Annotated in this window: 13 protein-coding genes; 11 read left to right on the forward strand and 2 right to left on the reverse strand. The window is 34.0% G+C overall.

The window, feature by feature from the left end:
- The 8 genes from ACE01P_RS23965 to ACE01P_RS24000 all read left to right on the forward strand — a co-directional run.
- A partial coding sequence (locus ACE01P_RS23965) for an SDR family oxidoreductase (RefSeq protein ID WP_379701581.1) occupies positions 1 to 472 on the forward strand: 472 nt, incomplete at its 5' end.
- Positions 473 to 990: 518 nt separating this feature from the next.
- Entirely contained in the window at positions 991 to 2,265 is a 1,275-nt protein-coding gene (locus ACE01P_RS23970; RefSeq protein ID WP_379701582.1) for a TIM barrel protein, read from the forward strand.
- An 83-nt stretch (positions 2,266 to 2,348) separates the two neighbouring features.
- The gene (locus ACE01P_RS23975; protein WP_379701583.1) at positions 2,349 to 3,710 is read left to right on the forward strand and encodes an FGGY-family carbohydrate kinase; all 1,362 of its coding nucleotides are present in this window, start codon (positions 2,349 to 2,351) and stop codon (positions 3,708 to 3,710) included.
- A gap of 95 nt (positions 3,711 to 3,805) precedes the next feature.
- Entirely contained in the window at positions 3,806 to 4,546 is a 741-nt protein-coding gene (locus ACE01P_RS23980; protein WP_379701584.1) for a (Fe-S)-binding protein, read from the forward strand.
- A 144-nt stretch (positions 4,547 to 4,690) separates the two neighbouring features.
- Positions 4,691 to 6,091, forward strand: coding sequence for a lactate utilization protein B (locus tag ACE01P_RS23985; RefSeq protein ID WP_379701585.1), 1,401 nt, complete (start codon positions 4,691 to 4,693; stop codon positions 6,089 to 6,091).
- A complete protein-coding gene (locus tag ACE01P_RS23990; RefSeq protein ID WP_379701586.1) occupies positions 6,084 to 6,671 on the forward strand; it encodes a lactate utilization protein C in 588 nt (195 codons plus the stop codon). The genes ACE01P_RS23985 and ACE01P_RS23990 overlap by 8 nt, the downstream gene beginning before the upstream one ends.
- A gap of 166 nt (positions 6,672 to 6,837) precedes the next feature.
- Positions 6,838 to 7,251, forward strand: coding sequence for a hypothetical protein (locus tag ACE01P_RS23995; protein WP_379701587.1), 414 nt, complete (start codon positions 6,838 to 6,840; stop codon positions 7,249 to 7,251).
- A gap of 4 nt (positions 7,252 to 7,255) precedes the next feature.
- Positions 7,256 to 7,768 carry a hypothetical protein gene (locus ACE01P_RS24000; protein WP_379701588.1) on the forward strand — a complete coding sequence of 171 codons (513 nt, stop codon included), beginning with the start codon at positions 7,256 to 7,258 and terminating at the stop codon, positions 7,766 to 7,768.
- Positions 7,769 to 7,803: 35 nt separating this feature from the next.
- On the opposite strand, the gene ACE01P_RS24005 is transcribed toward ACE01P_RS24000, so the two are convergent.
- Together ACE01P_RS24005 and ACE01P_RS24010 are read right to left on the reverse strand one after the other, a co-directional pair.
- Positions 7,804 to 8,136, reverse strand: a complete 333-nt coding sequence (locus ACE01P_RS24005) for a YegP family protein (RefSeq protein ID WP_379701589.1) — start codon at positions 8,134 to 8,136, stop codon at positions 7,804 to 7,806.
- A 113-nt stretch (positions 8,137 to 8,249) separates the two neighbouring features.
- Positions 8,250 to 8,999: a DUF1349 domain-containing protein gene (locus tag ACE01P_RS24010; protein ID WP_379701590.1), complete on the reverse strand. Its 750-nt coding sequence runs from the start codon at positions 8,997 to 8,999 to the stop codon at positions 8,250 to 8,252.
- Positions 9,000 to 9,100: 101 nt separating this feature from the next.
- On the opposite strand from ACE01P_RS24010, the gene ACE01P_RS24015 reads away from it, so the two are divergent.
- From ACE01P_RS24015 to ACE01P_RS24025, 3 genes are all read left to right on the forward strand, one after another.
- Entirely contained in the window at positions 9,101 to 9,877 is a 777-nt protein-coding gene (locus tag ACE01P_RS24015) for a response regulator transcription factor (RefSeq protein WP_379701591.1), read from the forward strand.
- Between the two features lie 35 nt (positions 9,878 to 9,912).
- Positions 9,913 to 11,037: an XdhC family protein gene (locus tag ACE01P_RS24020; protein WP_379701592.1), complete on the forward strand. Its 1,125-nt coding sequence runs from the start codon at positions 9,913 to 9,915 to the stop codon at positions 11,035 to 11,037.
- On the forward strand, positions 11,027 to 11,598 hold a 572-nt coding region (locus ACE01P_RS24025; RefSeq protein WP_379701593.1), incomplete at its 3' end, for an NTP transferase domain-containing protein. The genes ACE01P_RS24020 and ACE01P_RS24025, both read left to right, overlap by 11 nt.

Raw genomic sequence — 11,598 nt, forward strand, 5'->3', positions numbered from 1 at the left:
ATACGATATCTTGGTAAAAGGACAATTTATTGTTTCTAAAGCAGGAATCGAAGTAATGCGCAAACAAGGTTTTGGAGGTGATATCGTAAATATCGTTTCTAAAAACGCAGTTGTTGCAGGTCCGAACAATCCTGGTTATGGATCGGCAAAAGCGGCTCAAGCGCACTTAACACGTTTAATGGCTGCCGAGCTTGGTGCAGACAAAATACGTGTAAATACAGTAAATCCTGACGCTGTAATTTCAGACTCAAACATTTGGTCTGGAGGATGGGCAGAAGGTCGTGCAAAAGCATACGGAGTAACAGTGGAAGAACTTCCAGCTTACTATGCAAAACGTACGTTATTAAATGAAATCATATTGCCAGATGATATTGCCAACGCTTGTTATGCTTTTGTTGGAGGTTTACTAGGTAAATCTACAGGGAACGCATTAAACGTAGACGGCGGCGTAGGCATGGGCTTTTATAGATAAAGATTGTTTAGGTTTTTTATATAAGTTTGTTTAAGCAAAAGTGGTTTTTTGTGGTCTAGCGTTCGAATTCTTTCGAACGTTAGATTTTTTTAGCCTATAACAATTCGCTTTAAACGAAGAAAACTTAACAAAAAAGTGAAGTAAAACCAGAGTATAGTTAATGTAGGTTTTATAAGTTCAAAATATATTTTGATGTGTAAAGAATAGAACGGAGATGACACGGATTCGCTATCGCGAAGACACTGAAAAAAACGGATTTTTTTGTTTCACGCAGATTTTAGGCAGATTTAAGCAGATCTAACAGATTTTTAATTTGATATGATAAAAAAGATCTGCGTTTTCTGCTCAAATCCATTTTAAATCTGCGTGAAACTAGAAAATAAAATCAGCGTCAATCAGCGTCTTCGCGATAGCGAATTCGTGAAATCCGCGTCCAAAATTTCGCAAAGGCATGTTAAAAAAATATACCAGAAATATAAAATTTATATATTGTAAACTCTATTAAAATATCAATAACTATGTTAATCGGATCAAACCACATCGAATCTCATAACGAAGATTTATTAAAAAAACACCAAAATAAATTAGTTTTTACAGCATCAGAAATAAATGATACAGAAGCGATTATTCAAAAACTAATCGACTTTCAAATTGCAATTCCATCTTGGGCTTTAGGAACAGGAGGAACAAGATTCGGACGTTTCGCTGGAGGAGGAGAACCTCGTTCTTTAGAAGAAAAAATCGAAGATGTTGGTTTGCTTCACAAATTAAACAATGCTTCAGGAGCTATTTCACTTCATATTCCGTGGGATATTCCAACAAATTATCACGAAATTAAAACGTTAGCAGTTCAGCACGGATTAAAATTCGATGCTATGAACTCGAATACGTTTCAAGATCAAGCAAGTTCTGAGCACACTTATAAATACGGTTCTTTACAAAACGTAAACAAAGCAGTTCGCAAACAAGCAATTGCTCACAATATTGAGGTTATTAAACACGGAATCGAATTAGGTTCTGAGTCTTTAACAATTTGGCTAGCTGACGGTTCTAACTTCCCAGGACAGTTAAACTTCAGAAAAGCGTATCAAAATACTTTAGAAAGTTTAGAAGAAATCTATGATGCATTACCTTCAAACTGGAAATTGTTTTTGGAATACAAATGTGCTGAGCCTAACTTTTATTCTACGACTGTAGCAGATTGGGGGCAGTCTTATTCGTATGTTAAAAAGTTAGGCGACAAAGCGCAGACATTGGTAGATTTAGGTCACCACCTTCCAAATGCAAACATTGAGCAAATCGTTTCTTTATTATTGATGGAAAACAAATTAGGAGGTTTTCACTTTAACGATTCAAAATACGGTGATGACGATTTAACAGCTGGAGCATTAAAACCATATCAATTATTCTTGATTTTCAATGAATTGGTTGAAGGAATGGATGCAAGAGGAATGAACCATGCCAAAGATTTAGGTTGGATGATTGACGCTTCTCACAACATCAAAGATCCGTTAGAAGATTTATTGCAATCTGTTGAAGCGATTATGATTGCTTACGCTCAAGCACTTTCTGTTGATAGAAACGCATTAGAGCAAGCACAAGAAGAAAATGATGTAGTAAAAGCGCAAGAAATTCTTCAAAATGCATTCCGTACAGATGTTCGCGCATTAGTAGCAGAAGCTCGTCTTCGTTCTGGAGCTGCATTAAATCCGGTAGCATTATATCGTTCACTTCAGGTTAGAGAAAACCTAGTTGGCGAGAGAGGTTTAAAAACAATGGCAACAGGATTGTAATAATTATGAGTTATAAGTTATGAATTATGAGTTAAGTAATTCACAACTTATAACTCATAATTCATAACTCATAATTAATAAAAATGAATGTAGTTGCGATTTTTGATATTGGTAAAACAAACAAAAAGGTTTTTTTATTTAACGAAAATTATAAAATTGTCTGGGAGAAGTCAGTAAATCTGGAAGAAACCACAGACGAAGATGGATTTCCGTGTGAAGATATCGAAGTACTCAAAGACTGGATTTTAGATCGATTATCTGAAATAAAAGAACTGAAAAATTATGTTTTAAAAGCCATCAATTTCAGCACTTACGGAGCCAGTTTTGTTTACATTGACGAAAACGGAAAAGTTTTAACTCCTTTGTATAATTATTTAAAAGATTATCCAGAGGATTTAAAATCTAATTTCTATGAAAAATACAAAGGAGAAAAGAAATTTGCTGTAAAAACAGCCTCACCAGTTTTAGGCAGTTTAAATTCTGGAATGCAGATTTATCGCCTAAAAGAAGAAAAACCAGAAATCTTCGAAAACGTAAAATACTGTCTGCATTTGCCACAGTTTTTAAGTTTTCTTTTAACGAATGAAGCTTACGCCGATATTACAAGTATTGGCTGTCATACCAATTTGTGGAATTTCAAAAAAATGAAATACCATAAATGGCTGAAAGAAGAGAATATTTCAGAAAAAATACCGCCAATTCATTTTGGAAAAGATGTAATTATGACGCGTGAAAACCTTGCGGTTGGAGTTGGATTACATGATAGTTCATCGGCAATTATACCATATACAATCAACTTTACAGAACCGTTTGTATTGTTGTCTACAGGAACTTGGAGTATTTCTTTAAATCCGTTCAACAACAAACCGCTAACTTTTGATGAATCGCAGAACGATTGTCTTTGCTACATGCAATACATCGAAAAACCAGTCAAAGCAGCACGTTTATTTGCAGGAAATGAACACGAAGTGCAAACCAAACGTTTGGCAGAACATTTTAAAGTTCCAGTTGATACCTATAAAGAAGTGTATTTTGATAAAAATATAGTAGCCAATTTACGAGCGCTTAATTATCAAATTATCTATCCGAAAAAATACAATTTTGATATTCTGAAAGAATGTCCTTTTCAAAAAAGAGATCTTTCGCATTATAAAAATTACGAAACCGCTTATCATCAATTAATGCTGGATTTGGTTGAACAGCAAGTTTTTTCTACCAATTTGGTCATTCATAACAGTCCCGTAAAAAAGATTTTTGTGGATGGAGGTTTCAGTAAAAATTCGATTTATATGAATTTATTGGCAGAAGCTTTTCCTGATGTAGAGGTTTATGCCGCTTCGATGGCGCAGGCGAGTGCGTTAGGTGCAGCGTTGGCAATTCACGATAATTGGAATCCAAAACCAATTCAGAACGATTTAATTGACTTGAAATTCTATAAACATTAGGTAAAAACGGTCAGTATGTTGTAAATTTGCCGAGAAACGTATTTTTTACATTTTTACAGTACACGCCGAATGAACAACACACTAAATACTACAACATGAAAATTGGACTTTTTATACCTTGTTATGTCGACCAATTTTATCCAAAAGTAGGAATCGCAACCTACGAATTACTACAAAAATTAGGTTGTGACGTCGAATTTCCGATGGGACAAACCTGCTGCGGACAACCAATGGCCAATAGCGGTTATGCGCATTTAACAAAAGGATGCGATGCCAATTTTATTGCCAATTTTTCTGGATTTGATTACATCGTCTGCCCTTCTGGAAGTTGTGTTTTGCATGTAAAAGACCATTTGCATGACGAAAAACAAGAAGAGAAGGCAACAGCAATTCGAAATACGGTTTACGAACTTACCGAGTTTATAACAGACGTTTTAAAAATTGACCACATCGACGGAAGATTTCCGTTTAAAGTCGGAATGCACGTCAGCTGTCACGGTCAGCGTGGATTAAAGCTTTCGCAAATGACAGAATTAAACGCACCATTTTTCTCTAAACCAGAACAATTATTGCATAGCATCAAAGATCTTGATTTGGTTGAATTGACTAGAAAAGATGAATGCTGTGGTTTTGGAGGTACGTTTTGCGTTACTGAAGAAGCCGTTTCTGTAAAAATGGGGCAAGATCGTATTAAAGATCACGAAAGTCATGATGTGGATTATATTACAGGTGGAGATATGTCTTGTTTAATGCATTTGGATGGAATTCTAAAAAGACAAAAAAGCAGGATCAAAACCATTCATATTGCTGAAATATTAAATTCACTCGAAAACTAGAATATTTATCGAGTGAGATTTAACCGCAAAGCACGCAAAGAAAAATGCAAAGTACACAAGAGTAAAAATAACTTTGCGAACCTAGCGGTTAAATATAGATAGCAATAATAAACATTTCAAAAATTGACTTTTAAAGAATAAAAAATGTCATCAGAAAAAGTAATACCGCACAGCGAAGCCGCAACAAAGTTTAATAAAGATGTGGAGCGTGTCAATTGGCATGACGAAACACTTTGGTTTGTGCGTGCCAAAAGAGATAAATCAGCGCATCAAATTGAAGATTGGGAACTGCTTCGAGAAACAGCTTCTAAAATTAAATTTAATGTGCTTTCTAATATTCACGATTATTTAGTTGAATTTGAAGCAAATGCGCAACGAAACGGAATAATCGTACATTGGGCAGCCGATGCCAAAGAACACAACGAAATCGTGCATTCGATCATGGCCAAACATAATGTAAAGCAAATGGTGAAATCCAAATCAATGCTTACAGAAGAATGCCATTTAAACGATTATTTAGCCGAAAAAGGAATAGAAGTAATCGATTCTGATTTAGGTGAATATATCGTTCAGCTTCGTAAAGAACCGCCAAGCCATATTGTGCTTCCAGCGATTCACTTAAAAAAAGAAGATGTAAGTGAAACTTTCCACGAACATTTAGGTACAGAAAAAGGGAATTTCAATCCACAGTATTTGACGGAATCTGCTCGTCATAGTTTAAGAAATACTTTTTTAACTAGAAAAGTAGCTTTAACTGGAGTCAATTTTGCTGTTGCAGAAACAGGAGAATTTGTGGTTTGTACGAATGAAGGAAATGCCGATATGGGCGCGCATTTAGCAGACGTTCATATTGCTTGTATGGGATTTGAGAAATTGATTCCGAAGAGAGAACATTTAGGTGTTTTCTTGAGATTATTGGCAAGAAGCGCTACAGGCCAGCCAATTACCACTTTTTCTAGCCATTTCAAGAAACCAAGAGACGGAAAAGAAATGCATATCGTAATTGTAGACAACGGAAGAAGTACACAATTAGGAAGAGAAGATTTTAGAAATTCGCTAAAATGTATTCGTTGTGGAGCTTGTATGAACACTTGTCCAGTTTACAGACGAAGCGGCGGACATAGTTATCATAATGCAGTTGCGGGACCAATTGGTTCTATTTTAGCGCCAAATTTAGATATGAGCAAAAATGCCGATTTGCCTTTTGCAAGTACGCTTTGTGGTTCGTGTACTAACGTTTGTCCTGTAAAAATTGATATTCACGATCAATTGTACAAATGGCGTCAGGTTTTGGTAAAAGAAGGTCATACGCCAAAAGCTAAAACGGTTGCTATGAAAACAATGGCGACTGTATTAGCAAATCCAACAGTTTTCAATATCGCTGGAAAATCAGGACGATTTGTAATGAAGAACATTCCAGGAATGGTCAATAATAAGATGAACAAATGGTACGATCAGCGCGAAATGCCTGATGTTCCTGAGGAATCTTTTAGAGAATGGTACAAGAAAAATTCGAGAGAATCTAAAGATAAAAAGAATGAGTAGTAAAGGCGAAATTTTAAAAAGAATAAAACTGAATCAGCCAAATGAGGTTGCAGAATTGCCAGATCTAAATCTTTTAGGTTCAGAACAATTTGATATTTTAGAAACGTACAAAACCGTTTTAAAAGGAATCGGAGGCGATCCCGTAGAAGTTGCTGATTATAACGAAATCATCAATTATATTAAATCGAATTATAATTTAGAAAAGAGATTAATCACAACGCTTCCAGAACTTTCAGAAATTGCTTCTTTAGATTGGAAAACAGTTGATCCGCATTCGCTTCAAGATGTTGAATTAACAGTTGTAAAAGCACATTTTGGAGTTGCAGAAAACAGCGGACTTTGGGTAACCGATGATATTTTAGGACAACGTGTTGCACCTTTTATTGCGCAGTATTTAGCGATTATTGTCCATAAAAAAGATCTTGTGCGAACAATGCAGCAAGCGTATCAAAGAATCGGAAACATGGAATACGGTTTCGGAACTTTTATCGCAGGTCCGTCAAAAACGGCAGATATTGAACAATCTTTAGTTCTTGGAGCTCATGGAGCAAGAGGATTGATTGTTTTTTTATTGGATTAAAACAAAGAGAAAATATATAATAGATGAATGCAGAAAGGGCAACTTTTCTGCATTTTTTGTTTTCATATTAAGGAATAAAATAATTTCATAAGAAGTTTACATTCCTATATTTTTCAGATATTAGCTGAAATAATATTGAATATTTGTTTCGAAATAAAAATAAGTAATGGAAGATATAGATGAAAGTACAGTTCCCTTTTGCAAGTTAGAACATGAAAAATTTGATTGGGGAGAACCGTATACACATTATGATCCTATTTTTAAAATATCTCCAACAAATCGTGTATTAACGCTCGAGGATTCTATTGTTATATTTGGAGAAAACAACTTTAAAGAACAATTAACTTCTCTATATAATGTAATTGTCAATTATGAAGAGTTTGACCGAATTGTGAATTACAATGAAGAAAAGTTTGATAGAAACAAAATACTAGAACTCATTGATTTTTATATTAAAGAAAATGAAGGCAAACTAACACCTTGGGAAAAATATCATTTGTACACGTATGAACTGTTTTATATTTCTTATATAGAGGAGAAAGCCAACAGAAAAATACATTTTGTAAATTGGAAAGAATAAAATTATGTCAGTATTTTCAGATCTTGAGCTAATAGGAACAGAAGCAATTTCAAAAGAAATATTTCCTGTTTTGGTATTGATGTCAATTGCAGACCAGGAAAAAATGAAAACCTATTTCGGTAAAAATCCAGAACACCGCTTTAATAATTTGCAATTGACAGAAAATCAAATCTTAGTAGAATGTTGTTCTGATTACACAGATATTCCAACAGGTAGTAAATTCGACGTTATTTTTGCAGGAAGAGATGTTGAAAATTTCAGGAATGTCGCTGCAGTTTTAGAATATGCTTCATACAATAGAAGTTATGAAGTCGATGTCGTTCCTAGGGGTTATTCGCCATTAGGTATAATAAATTTTCCAGAAGGTAAACCTGAAATATTGAGTAAATTAAGGCCTGAAAGTGAAAATAGAGATTTCAATAAATATGATGAACCTTATCTGACAGAAAAAAAAGTGCTGAAATCTTATATGAATTTGAAAAAAGAAAAGAGTTATAATAAAAAACGAGGCCTTTAAAAGCCCCGTTTTTTATTTTTTATATGATAATTTACTTAAGCTGTTTGATCATCAATAGTAGCTTCAGGAGCATTTTTCTTTACAGATTCAATTCCGTTTTCTCTAGCTGCTACACTTTCGTACATTTCGCTTGAACCAATAATTTGACCATTTCCAGCTTTTAAATTGAAATATGGTTTTCCATTTTTGGCTTCTTTTCTGTCATAACGATTATCGTCAGCTGCGTTGTTCTTTACAGATTCAATTCCATTGTTACAAGCCGCTTTTGTTGTATAACCTTCACTTGTTAAAATAGTCTGGCCATTACCAGCTTTTAAATTGAATTGAAACTCTCCGTTGGCTCTAGTAGTGATTACAAATTTTCCCATGTAGTTTATTTTTAAGTTAGGTAATATATATTTTGCTATTGATAAAAATACAAAACTTAGTAATATAAATCATACACCTGTTTAAAAAAATGATTATCTTAATGCAAACAAAGTTATATTCCTAAACGAAAATCAGCAACGCTTTTCTCTTCCAGATTAATTTCTTCAAAAATACTTTGAGTACCTTTTTCCATTGGACATTGTGTGCTAATTCCCATCCATATTTCTTTTGGATAATTGTTTTTGTACAAACGAACCATTTGCCAATTCTTTTTATCTAACGAATAATAACTTGCCACCGTTTTAGTATCAGAAGTGATTTTCATGTAAACAGAAGGTTCTTTTACAACATCGTGATTATTATCATCAGAAGTTCCCATCGTGCGAACCGTTACAATTCTGTGATTTCCTCTTTCGTCTTGCTCAAAACAGAATTTTTGGTAGAAACTATCATTCACATAGATGTATAAAACACCAGCGTTGTACAAACCTTTTTCTGTAAACTCAGGCGTAACTTTCGCGGTAAGCGTAAAAGGTTTTGTATTATCTACTTTTGATAAAAGCATTGGTGCCGTAGTGTTCGATAATTTTCCGTCTGGATCAGAAAAGTAATCTGATTTCTCGCCAGCTTTGAAAATAACCTTTTCGTTAGCTTCGGTTTTAATTAATGAGTCAGCGCCATTAACCGCTTTTGTAAAATGGATAGAAGATAATTTAATGTCACAAGGCGAACCATTTACAAATGCAGAATCTGTTTTTGTTTCTTCTTTCATGGCGGTTTTTGCAGTTTCGTTTTTATTATTACAGCTCGTTAAAGCAGAAAGACTAAGGATAATAATGGCGTTGTAAAAAAATGTTTTCATAGATTATTTTTTTGGGATAGAAAGTGATATTTTTAATTTTCCAAAAATAGAATTGCTTCAAAAAAGAGGCAATACGTAAAATTAACCAATTATATTTTCTAATGCCACAGAATTCTTCAATCGAAAACCAGTTAATGTCCACATTTTTAGAACAAAAGTTTGACATTGGAGAATCTAATGATATCGAAATGTACAAGCAATTCGTTATCAATTATGTCAAAATTGAGCAATGTGTGGCCGTTTTATCCGATTATCAATCCGACAAAAGTTATATTTATGCAGGAAGTTTTGGCTCTGTTTTCGGACTTCCAGATGAAAACTCCGTAATCGATTCTGCTTTTGAAGAATGTATTTTTACTAAAATAAATTCAGAAGACTTGGTTGAAAGACATGTTTTAGAACTTAATTTTTATGAATTTTTAAAAGGAATTCCAAAAGAAGAATATAACAATTACAGTACTTTGAGTCGCCTTAGAATGAAAGATGCTAACGATAAAATTACGTATATAAATCACCGAACGATTTATTTGAATACGTTTAATAACGGAAGTATTTCACTCGCTTTATGTCTGTATTTGCCTTCAACCGATTTGCAGCCTCGAGTGGGAATTGAAGGTAAAATTTTTAATATTCGAACAGGCGAAGTCATCGAAGCTGAAAAATATAAAAATAATACTGAAAATATACTTTCGAAAAGAGAAATTGAGGTTCTGACCAGCGTTGCAAAAGGAAATAAAAGTGAACAAATTGCATCAGAAATGCACATTTCGGTTTACACCGTAAGACGTCATAGACAAAACATCATAGAAAAATTAAAAGTGACCAATACTGCTGAGGCTGTCCAAACGGCTTTTGTGATGGGAATTATTTCTCTTTAAAAGATTTCCTTATTTTTGTTAGGAAGATAATTAATATGAAGGAAATCAGCGAAATTCTTAAAGCGTATTCCGAAGCAAAATTGGAAGGAAAAAAAACAGCTTTGGCAACCGTAGTCAAAGTTGAAGGTTCGTCGTACAGACAGCCGGGAGCCAGAATGCTCGTGACAGAAGATGGCCTGCTGACTGGTGCAATAAGCGGAGGATGCCTTGAAGGTGATGCCTTGCGAAAAGCCCTTCTTTCAATCAATCAAAAACAAAATAAACTTGTAACTTATAACACCAGTAACGAAGACGATGCCGAAGTAGGTTTGCAGCTTGGTTGCAACGGGATAGTTCATATACTTTTTGAATATATAAACGAAGATGCCGAAAATAACCCAATTCAGCTTTTAAAGCAATTGGAACTAGAAAGAAAAGAAGCCGCAATTGTTACTGTTTTTTCTTTAAAAAGAAATGCTTTTCAGATGGGGACAACTTTGTTTTTTAGAAAAGATAGTCCTATTTTAAATCATAATAACGAAGTTTTAAATTTGATTTCTGATGTAAAAGAAGTCTTAAAAAGCAAAACTTCGGTAGTGAAAAACCTTCAAGAAGAAAACGGCAACGAAGCTTTAATTGAATACATAAAGCCTTCAATTTCACTTGTAATTGCCGGAGCAGGAAATGATATTCAGCCACTGGTAAAAATGGCTGCCGTTTTAGGATGGAGAATCACCATTGGTGAAGGTCGCGCGACGCATGCTACAGCAAAACGTTTTCCAAAAGCAAGTCAGGTTTCGGTGGTAAAACCAGAACAGTTTCTGGATAATATAATCATCGATGATCAGACCTATTTCCTTTTAATGACGCACAATTACAAGTACGATTTGGCTGTTTTAAAATCATTATTGTTGACCAATTGCCATTACATCGGAATTCTAGGTCCAAAATCAAAACTCAACCGAATGCTCGACGATCTTTTAATGGAAGGAATTACGGTAAGTGAAGAACAACTAGAAAGAATTCACAGTCCAATCGGATTAGATATTGGCGCTGAAACTTCAGAAGAAATTGCCTTATCTATAGTTTCTGAAATTAAAGCAGTTGCATCTGAAAGAATAGGAACTTCTTTAAAATATAAATCGGGAAAAATACACGATGTAATTCATTATGGAGAATAAATTTCATCATAAAACAGGTATAATTATTCTCGCGGCAGGAAATTCTTCCAGATTAGGCAGACCCAAACAGTTATTGAAGTATAAAGAATCAAATCTACTAAAGAATACAATTTCTGAAGCTTTAAAGGTTGAAAACTCGTTTGTAATTGTCGTAACAGGTTCGAATCATGATCTGATCGAAGAAGAGCTTAATTCGCCTGAAATAACATTTTCTTTTAATTCCGATTGGGAAAACGGAATGTCATCATCAATCACAAAAGGATTAAATGAATTATTACTTCTAAATTCAGATTGCGAAAAATGTATTTTGGCGGTCTGTGATCAACCTTTTGTAACGAGTTCTATTTTTGAAAATTTAATTTTTGAATCCAATAAAACCAAAAAAGGAATTGCAGCATCAGCTTATTCAGAAACTTTAGGAACGCCAGTTTTATTTCAAAAAAAATATTTTCAAGAATTACTAGAATTAAAAGGGCAGGAAGGAGCAAAAAAAATCATTAAAAAATATACCGACGATGTAGTTTCAGTTTCTTTCGAAAAAGGGAATATTGATATTGATAC

This window comes from Flavobacterium sp. HJSW_4, assembly GCF_042436695.1.
Taxonomy (GTDB): Bacteria; Bacteroidota; Bacteroidia; order Flavobacteriales; family Flavobacteriaceae; genus Flavobacterium.

Coding starts and splice junctions, on each gene's coding strand:
- ACE01P_RS23970 (WP_379701582.1), top strand. CDS start 991: ATGTTAATCGGATCAAACCACATCGAATCTCATAACGAAGATTTATTA.
- ACE01P_RS23975 (WP_379701583.1), top strand. CDS start 2,349: ATGAATGTAGTTGCGATTTTTGATATTGGTAAAACAAACAAAAAGGTT.
- ACE01P_RS23980 (WP_379701584.1), top strand. CDS start 3,806: ATGAAAATTGGACTTTTTATACCTTGTTATGTCGACCAATTTTATCCA.
- ACE01P_RS23985 (WP_379701585.1), top strand. CDS start 4,691: ATGTCATCAGAAAAAGTAATACCGCACAGCGAAGCCGCAACAAAGTTT.
- ACE01P_RS23990 (WP_379701586.1), top strand. CDS start 6,084: ATGAGTAGTAAAGGCGAAATTTTAAAAAGAATAAAACTGAATCAGCCA.
- ACE01P_RS23995 (WP_379701587.1), top strand. CDS start 6,838: ATGGAAGATATAGATGAAAGTACAGTTCCCTTTTGCAAGTTAGAACAT.
- ACE01P_RS24000 (WP_379701588.1), top strand. CDS start 7,256: ATGTCAGTATTTTCAGATCTTGAGCTAATAGGAACAGAAGCAATTTCA.
- ACE01P_RS24005 (WP_379701589.1), bottom strand. CDS start 8,136: ATGGGAAAATTTGTAATCACTACTAGAGCCAACGGAGAGTTTCAATTC.
- ACE01P_RS24010 (WP_379701590.1), bottom strand. CDS start 8,999: ATGAAAACATTTTTTTACAACGCCATTATTATCCTTAGTCTTTCTGCT.
- ACE01P_RS24015 (WP_379701591.1), top strand. CDS start 9,101: ATGCCACAGAATTCTTCAATCGAAAACCAGTTAATGTCCACATTTTTA.
- ACE01P_RS24020 (WP_379701592.1), top strand. CDS start 9,913: ATGAAGGAAATCAGCGAAATTCTTAAAGCGTATTCCGAAGCAAAATTG.